This window comes from Thioclava sp. F36-7 (assembly GCF_002020075.1).
Taxonomy (GTDB): Bacteria; Pseudomonadota; Alphaproteobacteria; order Rhodobacterales; family Rhodobacteraceae; genus Thioclava; species Thioclava sediminum.
Genome location: NZ_MPZR01000013.1, coordinates 14,091 through 37,042 on the forward strand (window position 1 = coordinate 14,091; position 22,952 = coordinate 37,042).

The window sequence follows — 22,952 nt, forward strand, 5'->3', positions numbered from 1 at the left end:
CTCGAACAAATGCAAATAGGCGCGACGCTCAAGGTCATGCGCAACACGGCGCGGTCGATAAACAAGACAGAAGAACGAGATGGGCGGCAACTGCCGCCCATCTCGCTTTTGCCTAGTAGCCAAGCCTCACTCTGCGGAGGAGACCACCCAGGTCACGCGCGGCTCTTCCTTCTCGGGCTGCGTGCTCGGCAGGCGCATGATCTGCCCCGGAGTCGTGACGCCCGCACCTGCGCCCGACGTGGTGAAGGGGAAGCCCAGCAGATCGGTCTCGACGCCGACATTGAAGCCGAAGCCCTGCCCACCATTGATCCCGGTGCCTGCGAGGCGACGGTTCAGCACCAGTCCCTCAGTCACGTTCAGGTCAATCCGGTTGGACTGGCTGAAGCTGTATTTGCCCGCATTGATCGCCAGCGTCTGCGCATCCGCCACGGTCGAGAGCTTGTCATAGACCGCCTGCGCCAGCACCGAGAAGCCTTGCTGGTAGAACCAGACATCGCCGCCGATCACCACGTCATAGCCATTGAGCACCGGTCCGGCATGGCTCACGGAGCCTGTCGTGATCCGCCCTCGCACGAGGTTGAGCGTGCCGCGCGCCCGGTCGCGGCCGCCCAAACGTCCGCGCACGTCATCGAAATACTGCGCTTCCGGGATGAACAGCACTGGGCCGTCGCCGATCGAGCTCACATCGACCTGAGCCGCCATGCCGTCATCATTCCCGTCGAGGGTCAGCGCAAGCGCGTCCGCCGGGGTGACGTCGTAGAGATAGGCGTCGATATTGTCGGCATGCAGCCCGAGCGTGTCACGCACGTTCAGCAGCCCCGCATAGAGGGTGGAACCCGCATTGCGCGCCCGCAGATCGGAGTTGTTCGGCTCTTGCGCCTCGCGCTGACCGTAGAGTTCGGGATGGATCAGCTGCAGCGTCTGCTCGTCTGCCAGATCGACCGTCGCACCGCCGAGGATGGTCACGCGCAGCGCATCGTCTGCGGCCAGCGTCAGATCGGTGCGGGCGCCGAGCACTCCGAGGGCCATCTGACCGCTGGCCGAGTCCAGTTTCAGTGCGCCGTTTTGCGACAGCGCGAAGCCTGCGCGCAGATCGCCCGCAGTCTCGGTGTAGGTCACGTCGCCATCGGCATAGAAATGACCGGTTGCCCCGTCGGACATGTCGCCCATGAACGCCGTCCCAGTCTCGCCGGTGATCGCGCCATTGAAGGCGAAGAGCCGCAAATCGCCCCCCGCAAGCTGCGCGCCGTCCGAACGGATATCGCCCTGCCCGGCCGAGATAACGATCGGCGAGGCCCCACCGGCCATGATTTCGCGCACCGTGATCGGGCCGCCTGCATAGAGGTCGATCAAGCCGTCATTCGTCTGCAGCCGATCCAACCGGATCGCGTCGCGCTCGTTGAGATGCATCGCGCCAGCGGCGACCGTCGCGGTGACATGATCGAAGGCCACCGGCAACCCGTTCGGGCCGATTGGCGTCATCGACCCGAGGGTCAGGACCGTCCCGGCTCCCGCCGCGTTCGCTTCGAACACGGTGCCGCTCTGGCCCGAGGCCATCGAGAGCGCGCCATTGACTCCGACGGTCAGCGCCGGGTCTGCGGTGCTTTGCGTCACCACATGCGCGGCGACCATGTCGCCCGCGACGTCGAGGCCGATCGTGCCGGTGCCGGCGTCGATCGAAGTTCCCGCCGCCTGTTGCAGTAGCCCTGCGGCTTTGATCGAGATCGCCCCGTCATGGCTGAGAATATCGGCATTCGCGACGAGGCTCGTCACGTCGAGACTAATCGCCCGGCCCTGCGTGGTGATCCCCGGACCGCTCAGCAGCGTGAGCGGCGCATTGACCGAGGTCAGCGCGATCGCCCCCGTGGCGCCCGCGGTGACCTGTTCGAGATCGGTCGCTCGGTCGCTCAGTGCGAGACGGATATCTCCATCGACGGTCGAGGCGTAGAGGCTACCCGTGGTCAGGCTCAGCGGCGTAACGCTCCCGATCGTGCCGCTCGCCGTGAGCTTTGTGCGCTTCGCCACGATGCGGCCCTCGGTGAAGGAGGCCGCGTCGAGGCGCACCTCGTCGGGTGAGGTGATCGTGCCGATGGTGAGCGCCCCGCCCACGGTGATGTCGGTGGGCGAGCCTGCGGCCAGCTGTGTCAGCGACGCGATGGTCAGATCATCCGCCTCGTGCATCCACAGCGACGTCGGATCGGCCCCAGTCGCGGTGTAGTTGAACGTGCCGAGCGCAGTCTCGAAGCGTTTAGTTGCGCTGCCGACCGGGCCGCCGGTAACGATCGAGAGCGTGCCGCCCGTCGCATCCGTGCCGCTCGATGCGGAGGTGTCGAGGCCAAGCGCGGTCTTGAGTTGCAGCGTCGACCCCGTGCCGAAGCCAAGCGTATCGGTACCGGTGAAGGACATCAGCCCGTCGGTCGTGATCTTGCCGCCGCCCGCGATCCGGGCCGAGGCAATCGGCAGATCGCCGGTCGCACTCAACCACGCGTCGCCTGCCGTGGTGGTCACGTCGAGCGCGCCGCCATTCGCCGTATTGGTCAGGGCGAAGGGCAACGCGACCGCGCTGGTGCCGATCGAGCTGCCGGTCAGCTTCAGGCTGCCCGCGCTGATCCGCACGGCGCCGGTGGCCAGTGCATCGGTGATCGCACCGGTCGCGCTGATCCGCACCGGGCCGGGCGCATAGGCCTCCGCCAGTGGCAGGTCGCCCGTCGCCGCGATATTCACCTCGACGCCGGAGCGTGCGGTCAGCATGCCGCCGGTGCGCACTTGCACGGTGAGCGGGTTGGTTTCGGTCGCGATCGGGGCGTTGTTGCCACTCTCGAGCACGATGATCCGCCCGGTCACCGCCGGATTGCCCGAATGGGCATCCGACATCGTCCCATCGAGTTTGATCGTGACATCGCGTGCAGCGTTGACTTCCTTGATCGCCGCCGCAGTCTCCGCGCCGAGGAATACGTCCGTCCCGAGCGCGTAGGCGTTCAGCGTGCCGACCGGCGCGCCGTTGCTATCCAGCCCGGTGAAGGCGAAGTTCAGATCTTCGGCCCGGCGCACCACGACCTTGCCATCCGAGGTGAAGGTCAGATCGGAGGGTTCAGCCTGCGACAGAACCAGCAGGTCCTGCGTCAGATCGTTGCCTGCGCCGACGGTATAGGGGTCGAGCATCTCGCCGATCGTATCCGAGGCCAGCAGGTTGATGTCCTTGTAGGCATTGATGTTCGGGTCTTCGATCCGAGTATTGGTATCCCCAGTCCCCTTGATCAGCCCGGCGCGGATCCAGTGCTTGAGTTCATCCGTGGTCCAGCCGATCCCCTGCAGCATTGCGGCCCGATCATCCGCCGTCGGCGTGTAGGTGAAGCTGGTCTGCTCGGCGGTCTCGTTGTTCCACTCGGCGTAGAGACCTTGCTGCTGCGAGATGTAATCGTCGAGCTGCGCCTGCGTCCAACCGCTGTTCAGGAGCGCCGTCTGATCGGAGGCGTCCATCGTGTAGCTGATCGGACCGCCACCCGCGTCGGTACGCGCCTTCCAATAGGCCCTGTAGTCATGCTCGCGGCTCGCGGCCAGCGCGTCGAGCTGCTGCTGGGCGCGGGCATCCTGCGCGACCGTGTCGTCGAGGCCCATGTCCTGGGTCCAGAGCTTCGCAAGCTCGCTTTCGGAGCGGATATCGCGGACTTCGACATTGTTGCGGTCGAGGATCGAACCGTTGAACGCGGCCAGCGTCGCCGATCCGGTCTGCGCGGTCACGCTATGGACCGGCAGATCGCCGCTGCGAGCACCGATCACGACGTCCTTGTTCGCCGTCGCGTCGAGCACGCCACCATTCAGCGACACCCAGACCGGGGCGAAAGCGCCATCCAAGCTGCCGATATTCCCGTTAAGCGAGGTCAGGTCCACCGAGGTCGCGGTGACCGCGCCCGCGCTCTGCTCCGCCATTTTGATATCGCCATCGGCAAACAGCTTCACGGTGCCGGTGATCGCCGCATCGGTATTGGCCGGGCGATCCTTCGCCTCGACATTGCCGATCGTCATCGAACCCGACATCTCGCGGATATTCACGGCGCTGCCGCCCACCGCGGTCAGCCTCGACCCTTCGGACTGATCGACACGGAACGCGCCCGAAACGCCTCCGATCCGGCCATTCTCGGCGCTGATATCGAGATCACCGAGTGTCGCGGTGATTTGGGGACTGGCGGTCACGACGGAACCATAATTGGAGGTGATATTGGTATCACCGACGAGGTTCGAGACCGTCTTCTTGAAGATCACATCACCGCCCGAGGTGATGTTCAGCGCGCCGGAATCAGACCCGCTGAAGACGATGTCGATCGGGTAATCGGCGCGCAAGCGATGCTTGTAGAGCACGTTCGCCGTGGAGGTCTCGGACCAGGTCTTGTAGACGTCCCCGATCCCCAAAATCCGCTTGTCGTCGGTCGTCACGGTGCCTTTCACGTTGCTGTAGCTCGTGCGCTCACCGGTGAAGCCGTAGCTGTAATCGCCGCCGTTGATCGAGGTGTTTTCGGAGGTCACGTAGGCCCCGCTCGCGCCGAACACGACGTCCGGGTCGAGCTTGGTAACCTTCGCAGGATCGGACTTGCTCTTGATGTCCTTCGAGAACGGCGCCCAGAAGTAGAAGGTCTTCTGGGTGTAGTTCGTGACCTGCGTTATGATCTCGGATTGCAGCAGCACCATGTCGCGGTTCAGAACCGGCTGATAGCTCGCGCTGCGCCCGCTATCGACCGTGCTGGAGTTCACCAGCGTCGTCGGCACGATGCGCGTCACCGAAACGGCGTCCGGTCCGTCGCCATAGGTTTTCGTGACGGAGTTGTAGGTCGAGGAGTTGTCGTAGACCTTCAGCGTCTGACCGATGCGGCGATATTCGGTGATGAGATTGTTGCCCGCCGCCGTCTTCTTGAGCGGGTCGGTATCAGTGATCCGCACGAGTCCTTCGAGCCCCTGCCCGTTCGCGCCCGCCTCGCCGGTATCGACCCGGTCGAACACCACCGGGAGCGACGTCTTGTTGGTCACGTTGATATTGCCGAATCCGTCAAGCGACTCGATCCTGCCTGCGCCGGTCGAGAGGATCTGCCCGGTGATCTCCACCGTGCCCCCCTTGACGATCATCGGAGAAATCGTGATTGCGCCGGTCTGCACGCCCTCGGCATTCGTCGCGGTGGGGTCATATTTCACCCAGACATCATTGGCGCTCACATAGGGCTTGCGCACGATGTTGTTGTTCACCGGCTCGGAGGGATTGAACAGCACCGTCGGCTGGGTCGTCGAGAAGCTCGACAGATCGGACAGGAGGCCGTCGTCGATGGTGACGTCGTAGCTGCCCACACCCGCCTGGATGAGACCGTTGATGTTAAGCTGATCGGCGGTGATGTAGACATTCGCGCCCGCCTTGATCGAGCTTTGACGCGGCTCGATCGTGAAGTCGGGAACCGAAGGTGTCGGAAGGCTGATCGAACTGCCATAGCTGGCCGTCATCGAACCGCCGTCGTAGCCGCTGACGTCGAAGCCGCCTGCCAGATAGTCCCGCACGACATTGTCGACCTTATTGAAGTAACCGGCATAGATCGAGCGCGGCTCGCCGCCCTCGTTGCGCAGTCCGGGCGTGTAGCCCTGGGTGAAGTTGCCCCCGGCACTCAGATTGATCGTCTTAGCCGAAATATCGGCGCGCACGTCGAGGTCCCCGAAGTTCGAGTTGACCAGAACGCTGCCGTCGAGGTTGGTGATCGCACCGTTCAGCGTGATCGAGCCGTTGCCGTAGGTGACGAGCTCGATCTTGGATTCCCCGGCGTCATTGCCCGAGATCATCTTGTAGTCGATCGGAGTACCCTTGGGATTTGCGAGCCTCTGCACATCGTCGGGCGTGGTCACCGAGACATCGTTGAAATAGATCCGCCCCCCATCCGACGAGGGAATCTCCATGCTACCGGCATTCACGAAGGCGTCGGAATAGACATGGACGACGATCTGCGCGTTGCCCGGCGCGTCGAGCGTGCCCGTAGAGCTGCCCTGAACCGTATCGGCGCGCATGTAGATACTGCCACCGGAGGCGCGGATATCGGGCAGGTTGATGAAATCGACCGTTCCGGTGTTGGTCGAGTCGAGACGGCTCGCCAGCGCTTCGATTTCCGCTTTCCACGCGGTGACCGCCTGCGTGTCCTTGCCCAGGATCGGATCGGCGATCTTCGCCTGAAGCTCCGCGATCCGCGAGGCGAGCTCGTTCTGCACGGTGCCCTGGGTGATCATCGCCTGAATCTCGGGATCAGGATTGCTCGGGTCGTTCAGGATGCCGTCTGCATTCTCGTTCGTATAATTGACGGTCTGGCCCTGCGAGTTGACGTAGCTCTCCGAGCCGTTGTCGAGATGGTTGTTCTCATCGAGGATCAGGATCTGCTTGTTGCGCGACCCCGCGCGGACGTAGCCGTTCACCTCGATCATGTTCGCACCCTTGTCGGTCGAGGTGCCGCTCTCGATATCGAGGCTGACCGGGTCGCCGCCGAAGGCCTCGCTCAGCGCCGAGCCGATCGCCGCGGCGACTTCGCGATAGAGATCCTTGCCGCGGCCATAGCCCAGCACATCTCCGCCCCCGCGCTCGGCGAAGACATAGACGTCATGCACGGCGGCGACGCTGGCGCCGGTGCCGACGCTGACGCGCTGGTTCATGTTGGCGGTCGCATCCGCGCCCGGCGTGCCATTGATCGGGAAAGCGGTCTTGTTGAAGACCCGCGTTTCGGCGTTCACATCGACCTTCTGCGCCCCTTTCGAGGTATAGCCGGCGCGCAGCCCGATATCGGTGAAGGATTGCAGATCGGCACCCGAGGTCAGGCTTATCTTGTTGTCGGCATTATAGGTTGCCACGGTGTTGCCCGAAGCCGCGCCTGACAGGCCGTAAGAGGTGGTATCGACCTCGGATTTGATGTTCGCGTCGCCCCCGGCATAGACGTCGAGATCGTCCATCGCGAGCAACTTCGCGCTGCCGATGGTGACATGGGCGGTATTGGTCTGAATATCGACCGTGCTGTTGCCGTTCGGGCTGGCGATGGCGCCACCGGAATCGAGCTTGAGCCGGTCGAAGAAGACCATGTTCGTCGAGGCGCCCAGATCGAAGGTCTGCCCGCCATCGGCGACGCCGCTCTGCAGCAGCATCGCGCCGTCACTGATGTTCAGATCGGTGGACGCATTCACGGTGACGAAGCTGCGCATCGCAGCGACGTCGATCGCGCCGCCCGAGCCCGACACGAGATTGTAGCCGTTATCGGGGCGCTTGAAGGTGGTATCCGCGCCGATTTCGATATTGCGCGCGGCGATCGTCGTGTTCCCGCCCAGCGTCAGCGCGGTCGCCGCGCCGATCGTGTTGCGGCTCAGCGCCCCGGAATAGCCCACCGCCGCTGCACTTACCGTATTCACAGTGCTGGCTAAGGTGCCGTTCTGCGCCGAGGTGATCTGGAGCCGGTCGGTCGCAGTGATCACCGTCGTGCCGGTCGTGCCGATATCGAAGGTTGATTTCGTATCGGTCGTGACACGAGTCTCCGCGCCAGAGCCGGAAACGAGACCGCCCGAGCCGGAATCCGCGCCCGCGCTGATGTCGGGGGCATTGCCCGCTCCGAGCGTGACCACCTTACCCTTGAGAACCGAGTTGTTGATCGAGAAGGCCACATCGCCGCTGTCGCCATTTGCCGTATCCTGCCCGGCATAGGCGAGCGTCACGCCGACGGCCACCGCGCCGCCGCTGCGCCCGGTCGCGAAGGCGTCCACCTTCACGGCGCTCGCATCCGCACTGAGCGAGATCGCGTTCGTGGCGGTGAGGTTGCCGCTCAGCGTCGAGGTGATGCCGTAGCTCGAATAGGCATGTGCCGCCGCGCCGTTGCCGCTCAGCAAGCCGCCCGAGGTCGATTGCGCCTTCGCCTGGCTCGTCATCCGGCCATCGGTGCGCTTGATCTCACTGTTGATCGTGATGTCGCTTGCAGAGACATTGGCGCCGAACAGGGTGGTCACGTTCATATCGGTGCGCGAGGTCGCGACCCCGGCCCCGATCGAGACGCCTGCCGCGACCGAGATGCCATGCGCCTCTGCGAACGCAGCGCCGCCATTGGTGTTCTGCAGATCAAAAGCTCCGCCCGCATTGACCGTCGTACGCAGGACGCTGACGGCGCTATTGCCCCGATTGGTGCCGCTCACGACGACGGAGTTGCCCGAGCCAGCAAGCCCGCCCGAGCTGCCCGAACCCTCGGCATGGGCCGAGGTGCCGTCGGAGGTCTCGAGCGAGATCTTGCCCGCGCTGCTTTTCAGGTTGTTCAGGCTCGCGCCCGACCGGCCGATGGTGATCGCGCTCGTCCCTTCGCTCTTCGCGCTCGAGACCGCGACGCCCACGGCGCCGACAAGACCGCCGGTAATATTCGTCGTGACGGTCTTCACCTCGCCCGCACGATCGGCATTGATCCCGATGCTGTAACCCGAGACCGAGACACCCGCGCCCATCTGCACCGAGGCGCCCGCGTTGAGCGTCGCCACGGTGACGCCCGCGCCACCGGTATAGCCGCCCGAGGCGGCCACGGTAGACGCCGAGGCATCGATCACGTTGCCATCGTCGCCGCCATAGGTCTTGGCCCCCAGCGTCACCGCACCGCCCGCGCTCAACGTTGCGCCATCCCGCAGCGTCACCGCCGCGCCGGTAGAGACATTGGACACCACGATCCCGCTGGAGGCGCCACCGAAGATCGAACCAGCCCCCGCGCCCGCCACTTGCGACAGATCGGTCTTTGCATGGCTCGTCATCGACAGGTCGCCATTGGTCAGCAAGGTCGCGGAGCCGATCTCGACACCGACCTGATCGCTGCCCGTCGCGTCCGGGTTCAGGTGCTGACGCGCGTTGACGATCTGGCTTTGCGTATCGCTGGCGCCGGCGAACCCGATGATCGAGCCTCCGGTATTCTGACGATCCTGTTCGGTCGCATTCGAATCCAGCCCGCCGCTGCCGCTCTGATCGCTTGTCAGCTCATCGTTGATCGACGCCATCGCCTTCGAGAGATTGCCGCTCTCGTCATCGGCGGCTCCGCCCAGATCGGTCACCGAGATCGCAGCCCCGACTGCAATCGCGCCTGCGCCGATCGAGACCACCGTCGAATCCAGCGTCCGCTCGGAGGTCGCCGAAAGGGTGATCCCATCGCGCCCGACACCGCGCGCGCCGTTAGAGGCGTCATTGGCCTTCAGCACCGCGCCATCGCCGACGGTGATTTTTGTTGTCCCCTGAAGGCTCGCGAAATCGAGGCTCGCCCCCACGCCGAGAGCCCCGCCGCCGATCGAGCCCGCGACACCGGTCAGATCGGCGGTCTCATTCGCGGTTAGGCTCAGCTTGCCGCCCGCAGTCAGTTCCTGATTGTCGCCGACGGCAACTTCCGTCGTCGCGCGATCCACCACGAGATTGGCCGAGAGCGCGACACCCGCACCGCCGGCAGCGCCGGCCCCGGCATAGCCCTTTTGCAGAAGCTGCGTATCCGCCTTGGCGGTCAGGTCATTACCCGCATCCAGCCGCGCGATACTGCCCGCACGGCCCGAGCCGACCGAGACTTTCGACGTGCCGTCTGCCACGGTCACCTGAATCGCGCCGCCGACAGCCACCGCGCCGCCCGAGCCGCCGCCCGTCATCGAATAGAGATCATTATCGATCAGCGTGTTCAGGCTCAGGTCGCGGCCCGCATCGAAGGAGCCGCCGTTGATGCCGATCTCGGCGGTCGAGTTGAGGACATTCACATTGGCATTGCCGGAGACGCCGACGAAGCCGCCACCGATCCCCGCGACAAAGCTCGTGAGAGTGGATTTGCTGGTCGCGCTCGCCGCGATGTCACGGGCCGCTGCGAGTTGCGCGTCATAGGTCTCGACCTCTGCCGAGGAGGTGACGACGGTCGTGCCCGCGCTCGCGCCAACACCCGCCGTTCCGCCGATCGCGACATTCACGGTGTAGAGTGCGGAGTCGTTCGTCGTATCGGCATTGAGGGTCACATCCTGCGCCGTCGACGCCGTCTTGCTGCCGAGGTCACTCTCGAAATCGGTGTCGTAACGCGGATTGAGGCGCACCAGATCGCTGCCCTGTTCGGAGCCCAGCTGCACCAGCGCCGCATCGTCGATCAGGTTCATCCCGAAGAGGGCGCTGACACCGGCCACGCCGCCCACGGATCCGTTCGCGGTCAGCATCGCGATGCCGCTGCGGGCCTGTGCATTCATTGCAAGACCCGTACTCGACTGCGCGGCGCTGGCGACATCGGTCCAGTCGATCGCCTCCTGCCCCAACGCGACCACACGCGCATCGTCGACGATCCGCGCCTTCACCCGGTTCTTGATCGTGTTGACCGAGGCCGAGACGCCGACGCCCGCCGTCGCCCCGCCCGAGATCGACAGGTTCACATCGGGGGCCTCGTTGCGCGCATCGGTGGAATCGGCGGGCTTTTTCTCATCCGAGCCGCCCAGCAACGTGATCGAAGTCGTCGACTGTGCGTCGATCAACAGCGAGCCGCGCGTCGCAATGTCGGAGCCGTAGCGCGTCGGCTCGGACAGACCGCTCGTCGCATCGACGAGCGAAATCGGCCCGCCCTGCACCACCGCCTCGACGGTATTCGCGGCCGTGTTGTTCACGCCAGAGCCGGTCACGCCGACGGTGCCGCCTGCGCCCGAGATCGCGTTGCCGTGGAAAGTGGTCTTCTGATAGGCGCCGAGCGAGGCGCTATGTCCCGCGCGCAGCTTGCTGGAGGTGATATCGGCGCGCACCGTCTGCGCGGAATTGTTGATCGCGATGCCAAGCCCGACCGAGGCCCCGCCGGACGCGCTTATGGACCCTGCATTAGCGGTCAGCGAGGGGGTCGAATGGGCCGCCAGCGCCATCGTCCCCACCTGCGCCTCCGAGCGGCGCAATCCCGCATAGACCTCGCCGTTGGCGACATTGACCGCGAAGCTGCCCGCGAAGGCGCCCGAGCCACCACCACCGACCGCGGCAGAAAGCGCCTCGAGCGTCATCTGCTGATCGGCATCGATCGTCAGGGTGCCCGCCAGCGAGAGCGGCGCGTTCGTCGTTGCGCTTTCATCGAGTTTGCGGGCGAGGATGGCGGCGTCTTCGACCGCGGCTTCCGTATCGTCCGACATCACGTTGACGACGATCGCGCCGCCCGCGCCCGCCTGCCCGCCGATCCCGGCCGAACCCGCCAGTGCCTTGATCGTGCCGGTCTGCGTCGTGGTCACGGAGACATCGCCGCGATCGGTGCGCAGGGCCGCGCGCGTGCCAGAGCCGCCATTGCCGCGGATATGCGCATCGGCCTGCCGGTTCATCACATTCACCAGGATCGAGCCCGCGCCGCCGACGCCACCCGAGAAGCCGCCGGAGACGGCCGCCGTCTCGATAGTCCCGGTCTCGGTCGCGCCGAGCGAAACGCTCGAGGCCTGGGTTTCCGCGCCCGTGGGCAAGACAAGCTCGGCCTCGGTCTTCGCAAAGAGCAGGTTGATGCCGATCCCGGCGCCCACACCTGCGCCCGAACCGCCAATCGCGACCGCTCCGGCGAGCGAGCGGATTGTGCCCGTCGTGCTGGAGGTGATCGTGGTGGCGGGGAGCGCATGCGACGTGCCCGACAACTCGACCCGCGCACGGGTCACCGCATCCGCATTTAGCGTCAGTGCCAGTTGACTCGCGTCGAAATCGGCGGCTTGCGGCGTAGTGCTCATGCTCGAGACCAGCCCAGCCACCGCTGCATCGCGCCGGTTCGAGACATCGGTCTGCGCACCCCCCACCGGGTCTTCACTGCTCGGACCCGGCAGCGGTTCGACACTCGGCCCATTCGCGCCCGGCTGGCCGATCTGCGCATAGACCACCGAGCCTGCGACGCTCACCTCGCCCGAGGCCGTGCCCGAAACCGCGATGGCGTCGATCCCGGCGGTATCATCTGCCGTGACGCTGAGGGAATCCCCGCTCACCGCGTCGCCGGTGACCAGGTCCGCAGTGGTGCCGCCATGAATCGTGGCCACGGTCAGCGCGATGCCGACTGCATTGGTGCCGCCCGCTGCCGCAGCGCCCGAAAGAATAGAGATCTGCCCGGTGCGCGTGGCCGACAGTGCAACCGCCCCGCTGCCGCCGTTGATCTTGGCGTTCGTCGCCTCGACCGCCGTGGTGTTGCCGATATCGCCGATCGCGATTGAGCCCGCCACCGCGTTCGTGCCGCCCCCGGCAAGGCCGACCGCACCGCTTGTGATGGTCGAACCGTTCTTGGCGTCGAGCGTCACGCCTTCGCCGGTCACGTCCGCGCCTTGGGTCAGAACGCCAGTGTCATGGGCAATGAAATTGGCCGAAACCGCGCCGCCGACTCCGTTTCCGTCCGCGCTCAATGCCGCACCGCCCGCAAGGCTCTCGATGGTGCCGGTATCGTCGGCGTTCAGTTTCAGCGCACCGCCCGCCTCGAGCGTCGCCTTCTGTGCCGAGACCTGCGTCGTCGCGGTCGAGACGTTCACGGTCACCGCGCCCCCCAGCGAGGTATCGCGCGAGGCACTCAACGCCACCGCCGCGGACCGGATTGTGCCCTTCGCCGTCGCCGTAGCCGAGATCCCTCCGGTGCCCGTCGTGCTCAGGTTCGCATTGGCGAGATCGATGCTCGTGGTGTTCGCGGTCAGCAGGTTCAGAGTACCCGCAAAGCCGCCTGCACTACCGTTCGACGCTGCAGCGCCACCGCCCAAGCTGTTGATTTCGCGCGTGTTCGTCGCGGTCAGCGCGATGCTCTCAGCATCAAGCGCCTCGGTTCCGGCAGCCGACACCTCCAGCGTCGCCGAGATATTGTTGGCCGACAGGCCCACACCCGCTGCGGTCTGCTTCTCGGCCACGGCCCCGGCCACGGCGATCGAGGAAATCGTGCTCGAGCCGTCAGCGCTCATCGTGATCGCGCCGGTGCCGCCCGTGCCGCCCTGCCCGTTCACCTTCGCATCGGTCATCGTCGCGCCGGAGGTCGAGGTGATGACATTCACGGTCGCGGCACCGCCCACGGCATTGTCGCCATTGGCCAGTGCCCCGCCGAGAGAGAAGATCGTGTTGGCTTCGGTCACGCCGATATTGATCGAACTGGCGGAGATGCCCATCCGGTCAGATCCGGCGCCATTCCCGGTCACGTCCGCGCGCGCGCCGCCGGTGATGTTGTTGACCGAGATCGAGCCCGCGATGCCGGTCTTGCCCTTCCCGGCCGAGACGCCGAAGCCATAGATCGACTGCGTGCTGTCGGCGGTGATGCCGAAGGCGCCGGTGTCGATGGTGCTCGCACCGGTGATCGAGGCACCCGCGCTGCGAGTCACGGTGTTCACGGCGATGCCGATCCCCACGCCCGACCCCTTGGTTTTGTCCATATTGATGCCGACCGCGCCGCCGACGGACACGGTGGTCGAGCCGTCGGTCGCGTTCACGCTCAGCGACTCCGAGGTGATCGACGCATCCTTCACCGTCGCCGTGGTGCCCCCGTCGAGCACCGCGACCGCAACGGACCCGGCCAGAGCGATATCGCCGCGCGATGTCCCCGCGCCGCCCACGGCCACGTTGACGACCGTCGCGTGATCTTCGGCGCCGATGGTGACCGTGCTACCCGCGTTGATAGTGGCGCCGGTCACTTCCGAACGCAGCTCGCGCGTGTCGACCATCACCGAGAAAGCGCCCGCAAGCGCATTGGTATCCTGCGCTTTGCCGAGGCCCGCGGAGACGGCCCCGCCGCCCGCGATCTGAAGCGCCGTGTTCTTCGCGGTCTGAGTCAGCTCCGCGTTCAGCTCGATCTTGCCTGCGGTGTTGAGCGCAGCGACCGTCTCGTTGCCGAGCGAGAGGTTGAGAGAAGCCACCCCGGTGACTGCCCAGCCGGTTTTCTGCTGGTTGCCCTCGCTGTCCGCTGGGGTCTGCACGTTCTGCTGATCGTTGACCGCCTGGTCCTCGTCATCGGCGAAAAGCCAGGACGGGATGATCATGTCATCCTCGTTCGAGCCGTCCTGGTTCGTCGTGCCGCCCGTCGATTGCGGATCGTCCTGCTGGGCCGGTTTGCCCTGCACCTTGGAGCCCGCGACTCCGACCACGACATCGGTCGTGGCGTTTTCGGCAGTGATCGTCAGGCTCTCCGCATCGATGACCGTATTCCCCGCACCGCTCAGAGCGGAGGTTTCATCGGCCGGACCGATCCCGGCCCAGACCTTGCGGCCCGAGATATTCAGCCCCGCGGAGGCCCCGACGCCCACGTTCTCCGACGCCGAAATTGCGCCCGCGGCTGCCCATTCGACGGATTCGTCCTTCGCCGAGATCGTGACCGCGCCGCCCGTGATGGACGCATCGTCTCCGATCCGGGCCACGGTTTCCGCATGCGCGATATTCGTGGCCACGGTGGCGTTGACCGCTGTCTTCGTGCCCTGCCCGCCCGAGAAACTCAGGATGCCCGCGATGTTGCGGGTATAGGCGTCGACATTGACCCCGTTCGTTCCGGCATTCACCGTCGCGCCGGCCTCGATGACAGAGGAAACTTCGCTGCCGATCCTGTCGATATTGATCCCGACCCCGATCGCCCCTTCCGCATCACCTTTGAGCGGATTCGACTTGGGCAGGTTCGCGAGATGGAGGAACAGGCCTTCCTGGCGCGACAGCACATTGAGATCGCCCGAAAGGTTCAGCACCGCGCCGTTGCGGACCACCGCATCGGTTGTGTTGTCGGTGTTGAAGACATTGGCGGTGATCCCGATCGCGAGCTTCTGCTGATCCTCGGGCACGACCGGGCGCGAGCCGTCTTTCGGCACCGGCGCCGTCGCTTTGGATTTCACGTCCGTGGTGATGAAGTTCAGCGGGTTGATCGTGTCGATCAGTCCGGGCGCGTCGGGCGGGGTCAGCTGGGTAGGATCGCTCGGGTCGCTGGGCAGTTCGGTATAGTCGGTGATCTGGCCGACGAACTGGGTCCACTTGTCACGGATATCACCCAGCGGATCGGCATGCGGGAAACGCGTCACCGATTGCACGGTCGCGGCTGCTGCGTTCACCGTGGCGTCCTTGCCGATCTCGGCTTGCGTTTTGCCGCTCATCGTCGAGACGGACCCGGTCAGCATCAGCGCCTGGGAATATTTCCCCATCAGCTCGTCCTGAGTGATCTGGCTGTTGGGATACTTGGCATTGTACTTGTCGAGCGCGCGCTGCGCCGCAAAGTTCAGCTTCCCGAACGCCGCCGAGACCGAACGCGACAGCGAACTGCCACCCTCGGTCGGACCTGCAAAGCGATAGGCCGAGTTGACCGAGACGGGTTGCCCGGTCGCCGTGACGAGGGTCGTCCCCAGCGCCGTCAGCGCATCGGCGTTGCTGAAGTCGTGGTAATCGCTGCCCAGCGTCGCAAAAGTGTTGTCATTGTCCACCTGCACGTCGATCGCGACGCCGAAACCGATATGGGCGGGACGGTTCGGATCGACCGGTTTACCCTGAAGCTGGCTCTGTGCACCCGGGATCGCTTGCACCATCGGGTTGTTCGCCGCGCGTTTCTTGCCGATCAACTTGCTCGGATTGGCCACACCCATCGTCGCGGTGGTGGCATGGACCTTGTTGAAGAACAGCGTCTCGGCATTGAGGTTGAGCGCACCGCCGGTCTTGATCGTGCCGCCAAGCGCGGCCTCGGTCGTCGATTGCGAGACGTCGACGCTAATCGCCACGGCTCCGATCCCCTCGGTCCCGGCATTGGCGCCGGTAGTGATCGAATGCGATTTGCCAGTGAACGCGCCCGCATTGAGCGCGCCGGCCGAAGTCAGCGAACCGCCCTTGACCAGAAGCTGGTTCTTCAGCTCGCGGGTGGTGACCACGAGCGCGCCCGCGTAATCCTTCACCTTACTCGCCGCAATCGAGACCGTGTGATCTTCGGATGCCGTGCTGGCGAGGCGCATGTCGCCCGCCTTGGTCGTCAGAGAGCTACCATCGAGCAGCACCTGGCTTTCGACATTGCTGTTGGCCATCACGACCCCAAGCGCGTAGGCCTTGGGCGAGATCGAATAGGTGGTCTGAGCGTGTGATTGCACGACCAGCGCATCGCTGGACGGGTCCCAGGCGGAGGGCAGCTTCAACGTCAGGCTATAGGGTGCGCCGCCGCCGATCAGGCTGCCGGTGATGTTGTCGACCACGTCCTGCGCGCTGCTGTTGAAATTCAACTGCGGCGTCGACAGGAAGCTGTAGGTATCCTCCAGAAGCCCTGTCGCGCCAAGCTGACCATTGTTCGAAGGCGTGCCGCTCGAGAGCGCCGTCGGCGTGATCGCCTTGTTCTTCCAGTTGCCATCCGCGGTCAGCGTGCTGTTGGTGATCTTCACATGCGATTGCGCATCGAGAAGCTGCACCTGCAACGGAATCATGCTGTTGATCGTCGTGGCACCCTGCTGGATCAGGTTGCTCATCACCGTCAGACCGTTGTTGATCTGATCGGTCATCTGCTGTTCGGTGGTGCCGCCTTCGAGATCGTCGACCTGCTGCTCTTCGACGCTCTGATCGGTACTGCCCAGCGTGTTCGAGACGGTCGCGACCGAATTCACCACGATCGAGCCCGATTTCATATCGGCATTGTCGATGGTGATCGAGGCGGTCTCGCTATCGGGGTTGATCGCCCAGGCAATACCCGTATTGAACGAGCGTGCCGAAAGCAGGATCAGCCCGCCGCCATCCGCGGCCGTGCTGTCGGCGCGCAGGCTGGTGCCGGATTCGACATTGATGTCCTGCGCGGCCACGAGGATCGAGCCCGCCGTGCCCGCTCCGGGATCGCCGGTGACGGGATCGGCCGCATCGCCCGCCCGCGTCGAGATATCGTGGCTCAACGTAACGTTCTTGTCGGCAGCAAAGACCAGATCGCCGCCCTTGGTCGTGATCTGCCCGGTGGTCGAGACATTCTGCCCGCGCAGGAAGACGGAGCCCGCCTTGCCCGTAGCACTCGACGTGGACATGTCGAAGCTGCCCTGCGCACTCAGATCGCCCTGCGCCGCCTGCAGCGGGCTGGTCACGCCACCCGCGCGCAGCACGAAGGCGCCGCCGTCGCCCGCCACGGAGGTCGCTTTCACGTCAAGGCTGCTCCCCATCACCGCGGAGCCTTCGGTGAACAGGAACACGGTGCCGCCCGCACCCATCGTCGTGCCGTTGGCCGAGACGTCGATCTTGCCGTCCACAGTCACGTCGCCCTTGGCCTGGCCCAGCACGACGCCGCCGCCTTGAGACCCCACGAGATTGGTGCCGCGCTTGGCTGTAATGTCACTGCTCGCGGTCGTCGCGATCCCACCTTTGGACACGAGCCGGATCACCCCGCCCTGCGAGACCAGCCCCGCCGCCTGCGGAGTCCCGTCGGTATTCACCCCGACCGAGACCGGATCGACGGAGGTCGGATCTTCCACCGTGATCCGCCCGTTGAGCATCATGCCGAGACCGCCCGACCGCAGCGCGAGCCGGGTTGCGTTGATCTGGCCGTCCACGGTGATCTGACCACCGTCGCTCAGAGGCTCCGAGCCTGCGAAAAGCTGCGCGGTGGGCGTGTCGACGGACGCGGTGAAATTGCCTTGCGCCTCGCTTGTCAGATCGTTGACGAAGCCCGGCGTCGGGGCGCTCATCGTCAGCTGCCCGGCATTGATCGTGCCGGTGGAACTGACCACGAACCCGTCCGAGTTCACGAAGAACACGTTGCTGCCCGTCGCGACCGGAGCAGCGCCGGGCGCCCCGAGGCCTGCATTCAGGGTGCCTGCGATCGTGCTCTGTCCGCCGTTCACAATATTGACCAGCGCGCCGGTATTGACCGGCTGATAGACGTTGACCGTGGTCCCCGCGTTCACATTGAAATGGCTGAACGTGTTGAACGCGGTGCCATTTTGAATCGTCCCGGCGGTCACGTTCGTGGTCGTGCCGCTCGTGGTGACGTTGGTGTTGGTCGTACCATCCGCAACGACATCGGCGAAGGCGGGGAGCACGGCGAAGATCGCCGCCGAAGAGACGCTGCTCAACCACCCGAACCTGCGGATCACGCGGCGAAAGGTAGCGTTCATTTTGTCATTCCGGCGATACGTCATCGCTATGTCCCCATCTTCGAAGCGGCCCCACGCCGCTTTCGGCGGCCCCCTGCGGCCACCGTGTCGTCAGGCTGCGTCTCAGCCTTCCGCTTTTTTCAGCACGTCTAGCGCCTTGTTGAACTGTTCGACGTTCACCCGCAGAACCATCGGCTTGCCCTCTGCGGTCGGCTTGTAGCCGAAGAGGATGGCCTTGTTCTCACCGAAGAGCTTCAGCTCGTCCGACGAGAGCGGCGCGGCGGCTTCGCAGACGTTGTTCAGGCAGGTCTGCCAGACCATGTCGCGCTGCTTGAGGTCGTCCTTGCCCTCGAAGCGGTAAACCGCGCCGCCGGGCAGGTAGACGCCCATCGGTACCTGCGCGATCAGCACCGCGCCTTCCTTCGCCGGCATCGCGATGAACCGTGCGAGAAGCTGGTTCGAATTCTTGACCCGCTGTTCCTGAACGAGGCGACATACCGTCTTCTTCACCGTCGCCGCCTGACAGGACACGACCCAGTCGCCAAAGGCGGTGTTATTGGCGATATCCTCTTGCGCACCGGTCTGGGCCGGGGTCGCGTTCTGCGCGACTGCGGCGGGCTTCTCCGCCGGTTTGGTTTTGCCGTCCTGCGCGGAGGTCTGGGCAAAGGCCGCGGGCGTGAGGCATCCCAGTGTGAAAGCGGCCACTGCCGCCCCCTTCGTGATCCGTGCTCCCAGCCCTGCCATCTCGTTCATCTTGGTCATTCGCTCATGTCTCCTCAGAATTTGTAATCCAGCCCGACATAGACCGTCGGATTGCCCACATCGGTAAAGCCCAGTGTCTTTTTCAGCGGCACGCCCACGCTCGTCAGCAGCGCGACTTTCCGGTTCAGCTCTGTCGCCGCGCCGACCCCGAAAGAGGCCAGCACGTCCTGACTCGAATCGAAGCCGCCGGACGCGCGATAGGGCACGACGACCGCCGCATCCACGAAGGCGAAGGGCCGCACGTTCAGGCGTCCTTTCATCCACGAGAAAGGCTCGCGCTTGGATATCTGCAGGTTCAGCACCACGCCGGAATCGCCACCGCGCACCTCGCTGGGATAGCCGCGCACGCTGCCCACGCCGCCTGCGGTGATCAGGCGCGACACGGGCAGGTTCTGCCCCGGCGCGATCTGGAAGTTCGCGGTCGCGTCGAATTGGAGCGCCTTGCCCAGCGGCGTACTGAAGCTCGCATCGCCGTAGAGCAGCTGATAGGAACCCTCGGTCTCGGACGTGCCCTTGGCATCCGCCCGACCGAGCCGCACCCCGAAGCCGATGCTCGCCCGCGCCTTCGGCCATTGCCGGTAGAAGCGCCCGATCGCATAGACTTCGCGCAGGGTAATGTCCGAAAATGCGAGCGGCCCCGCCTTGGACTTGTCGCGCCCGGTGTCGAAACCGCCCTCGAAGGTGAAATAGCGATCCGGCCCGATCTTGAACGGGCGGCGGTAGTTGACGGTGAAATCGGTGGAATCCGACGTGATCTGAACGGGGGTGAACTCGCCCCCGATGATCGAACTGTTGGAGCGGCTGATCGCTGCCGTCGCGACCCCGCCATTGGGTCCAATCGGACGCGAATAGCCCAGGGAATAAGCCGACGCCCCGTCCGACTTCTGCGCCTGGAAGGAGAGCGCATCGCGCACGCCCGTCACGCTCGACCAGCGCACGAAAAGCGAGGCCCGGGCCCGGCCCGTCTCGGGGCGTCCGTAATTATCCGCCGACAGCGTCATGGCAAAGCGTTTCGGAGACTCGCCGTAGATCGTCGCCACCGTCGTGCCCGGCGCAGTACCCGGCGAGAATTTCAGCGACGGGCGGATGTCGTAGGAGAGATCAAAGACGCGCAACTCGCGGGAAATCTCGTCGAAATCCGGTTTCTCATTGACCGGCAGCGTGAGCCGGTCGCGCAGGAAGCTCGGGTTTGTCCGCGGGAAGCCCTCGATCTGCACCGATTCGACCTTGGCCTCGACCAGCGCGACATGCAGAACGCCGTTGCGGATCTCCTGCGGCGGCAGAACGGGCTCCGCCGTCGGTACACCTTCGACGATGTAGAGCCGCTTGATCTCTTTGATCATCGTCGTCAGGTCGTCGAAGCTGATCGGGCGGCCAGTATATTGATCGGCCACCTTTTGCAGTTGCTCGGGTTTGAGATAGCTCGACGGGTCGAAGACGATCTTCGACAGCGTGAAGGTCTGGACCGAGACGGCGCCTGCACCCGCCGTCTGCTTCGCCTGCGCCTCGGCATGCGCGGTCGTCAGGGGAGCCGCGAATGTCGCGCCAGCCAGGAGTATCGTCAGCAGCAGGGACTTCACTTTTGCGCCTCCTCGTCCCGGGCTTGCGCCAGGGCATTGGTCAGCCCCATCAACGACACGTCGAAATGGATCGGCGGGGCATTGGGGGCAGGTCGATAGGTTAGCTGGGCGGCGCGGGCGGCTTTCCATGCGGCAAGCTCGGTGCGCGGAAGATCGATGCGCGCCTCGCATGCGCCGGGAACGCAGCGGATCAGTCGCAGTCGCTGTTCGGAACGGCCCGAAAGCTTCGCGAACGCGCCCGATCCGAGATGGATCTGCTGCGGCAAGAGCACCTGCAGCCGCGCACCGCCATCATGTTCGGGTTGCATTCGAAGGGTCGCGAGCCAGGTCCGGTCCGCCGCCAGCGTCGTCGTTGCGGCGATGCAGGGCTCGGTCGCCTGCGGACAGCTCACTTTCCAGTCGCGAAAGGTCCAGCTTTGCGGTGCCGCCTCTGCCGGCGCGCCGCTTGCACTGAGAGAGAGGAGGAGAAACAGCGTAAATCTTAAAATGAAAGGACGATTTCCACGAAATGCAGAAGGCGCGGTGATACGACTTCGCACAATCGAAATAGATCGTCTTGATCGAAATAAAATACCCACGCGACACCCGTTTGAAATCAGCGTTGGCCTGAATGAAAATCAGCGCCTGTCTGAACAAAAGGGCCAAATCGCCTGGACCGGATTTACGGCATATCCACGGTGATGACCGGCACCGTGCGTCTTCAGACGGTTTACGCTTAGTAAATCATATATCAATCTGTCAACAAAACTTTTCCGCGGGCGCCCAAAAAACCGAAGATCAACCCATAGTTGATCTTGTTGAAGTCACTCGCCTTACTCACGGAAAGCAAGATTCGGCCTGTTTCGAACGAGCATGTGCAAAACACGTTGCGCCCGAATGTAAAAATACGTGTCTTGGTTTGATGCGAAATTACGTATTTTGAATCCACTCGAAAAAACGCATCCCCCGCTGGCTGGTGAAAGAATGTGTTTCCCTCATTGTTGGCATCGCGCCCGTCAATCTCATGGCTGTCACGCTGGCAGCGTTTCGGTTTCTTCTTTCACCTCGGCCAGAGCTTGCTGAGCGCCACGTCGGATGTGGCTCGCGCCCTGCCCCGATAGTAAAACGCCCTGAGCTTGGCTGCGGCCCGCCGCAGAAGGCGCGCAAGATTGTTTCGCGGAGACCCAGAGCCGCCTGTGAGGCGGCGCGACAGAGAATCGGGTGACGCGGTACGACGGGATTCGGGGCAGTCTACGCCGCTCAGACCCTTGGTTAGTGTCTTCGCGCGCAGGTTTCGCTAGATATTGCTCTCGAAATTGTGGGATTCTGGTCGCGCCCGCCAAAAAAACTCTTGCCAGACTCGGTTCGTTCTAGTGAATTATACGGAAAAGAACGAATGAGACGCCTAAAAGCGTAACAAGCGCAGAGGCGAGAGGGCAGAGATGACGGAACATATGCGGATCGATCAGATCGTCGGACAACATGCTGAGCGTTTGTCCGAGCAGCTGCAAGAGCACCGTCGTGCCCTTTTCCCGCCGGATACCAAGCGGGAATTGCGCAAGTTCACTTCCGGCGAGGTGGCACAGCTTCTGGGCGTGAAGGATGCCTATCTGCGCAAGCTGCATCTCGACGGGCGCGGTCCGGAACCCGAGATCCGCGCGGGCGGACGGCGGTATTACAGCCCTCACGACATCCAGGCGCTGCGCGAGATGCTGGAGAAAGGCGCGAAGACGCCCGGCACCTACCTTCCGGGGCGGCGCGAGGGCGATCATCTGCAGGTGATCTCTGTCATCAACTTCAAGGGTGGCTCCGGCAAGACCACGACCTCGGCGCATCTGGCGCAAAAACTTGCGCTCGACGGCTACCGTGTTCTGGCGATCGATCTGGACCCGCAGGCCTCGTTCTCCGCGCTGCACGGGTTCCAGCCCGAGTTCGACCTGCTCGACGGTGGCACGCTGTATGACGCGATCCGCTATGACGATCCGGTGCCGCTGGCGGACGTGATCCAGAAGACCTATTTCACCAATCTCGACATCATCCCCGGCAATCTCGACCTGATGGAGTTCGAGCATGACACGCCGCGGGTGCTGGCGCAGGGCTCGCGTGAGCTGTTCTTCACCCGAGTGGGCGATGCGCTCGGCACGGTGGAGGCCGATTACGACGTGGTCGTTCTCGACTGTCCGCCGCAGCTGGGCTTCCTGACGATGTCCGCGCTTTCCGCGGCGACCGCAGTGTTGGTGACGGTGCATCCGCAGATGCTCGACGTGATGTCGATGTGCCAGTTCCTGCTGATGACCTCGAACCTTCTGGGCGTCGTGGCCGAGGCCGGCGGCGACATGTCCTATGACTGGCTACGCTACCTCGTGACCCGCTACGAGCCTGGTGACGGACCACAAAATCAGATGGTTAGCTTCATGCGCTCGATGTTTGGGGAGCATGTGCTGAACCACCCTGCCCTAAAGTCCACCGCGATCTCGGATGCGGGAATCACCAAGCAGACGCTCTACGAGGTGGAGAAATCGCAATTCACCCGTTCGACGTATGAACGCGCCCTTGAGAGCCTCAATGCCGTGAATAGCGAGATCGAGGACCTTATCCAGAAAGCGTGGGGGCGCTGAT

5 protein-coding genes are annotated in these 22,952 nt (G+C 64.3%); 1 reads left to right on the forward strand and 4 read right to left on the reverse strand.

Annotation, left to right across the window (positions count from 1 at the left end):
- Nucleotides 1-126: 126 nt before the first annotated feature.
- The 4 genes from BMI89_RS18920 to BMI89_RS18935 form a co-directional block, all read right to left on the reverse strand.
- Nucleotides 127-18,033: a leukotoxin LktA family filamentous adhesin gene (locus tag BMI89_RS18920; protein ID WP_168176842.1), complete on the reverse strand. Its 17,907-nt coding sequence runs from the start codon at nucleotides 18,031-18,033 to the stop codon at nucleotides 127-129.
- Nucleotides 18,034-18,135: 102 nt separating this feature from the next.
- Nucleotides 18,136-18,774: an invasion associated locus B family protein gene (locus BMI89_RS20960; RefSeq protein WP_168176843.1), complete on the reverse strand. Its 639-nt coding sequence runs from the start codon at nucleotides 18,772-18,774 to the stop codon at nucleotides 18,136-18,138.
- 14 nt (nucleotides 18,775-18,788) lie between these two features.
- Nucleotides 18,789-20,354, reverse strand: coding sequence for a ShlB/FhaC/HecB family hemolysin secretion/activation protein (locus tag BMI89_RS18930; RefSeq protein ID WP_168176844.1), 1,566 nt, complete (start codon nucleotides 20,352-20,354; stop codon nucleotides 18,789-18,791).
- Nucleotides 20,351-20,932: an invasion associated locus B family protein gene (locus tag BMI89_RS18935; protein ID WP_168176845.1), complete on the reverse strand. Its 582-nt coding sequence runs from the start codon at nucleotides 20,930-20,932 to the stop codon at nucleotides 20,351-20,353. Before BMI89_RS18935 ends, BMI89_RS18930 begins: the two co-directional genes overlap by 4 nt.
- An 843-nt stretch (nucleotides 20,933-21,775) precedes the next feature.
- On the opposite strand from BMI89_RS18935, the gene repA reads away from it, so the two are divergent.
- Nucleotides 21,776-22,951 carry a plasmid partitioning protein RepA gene (repA, locus tag BMI89_RS18940; RefSeq protein WP_078572379.1) on the forward strand — a complete coding sequence of 392 codons (1,176 nt, stop codon included), beginning with the start codon at nucleotides 21,776-21,778 and terminating at the stop codon, nucleotides 22,949-22,951.
- The last annotated feature ends 1 nt before the right edge of the window (nucleotide 22,952 follow it).

Coding starts and splice junctions, on each gene's coding strand:
- BMI89_RS18920 (WP_168176842.1), bottom strand. CDS start 18,033: ATGAACGCTACCTTTCGCCGCGTGATCCGCAGGTTCGGGTGGTTGAGC.
- BMI89_RS20960 (WP_168176843.1), bottom strand. CDS start 18,774: ATGACCAAGATGAACGAGATGGCAGGGCTGGGAGCACGGATCACGAAG.
- repA (WP_078572379.1), top strand. CDS start 21,776: ATGACGGAACATATGCGGATCGATCAGATCGTCGGACAACATGCTGAG.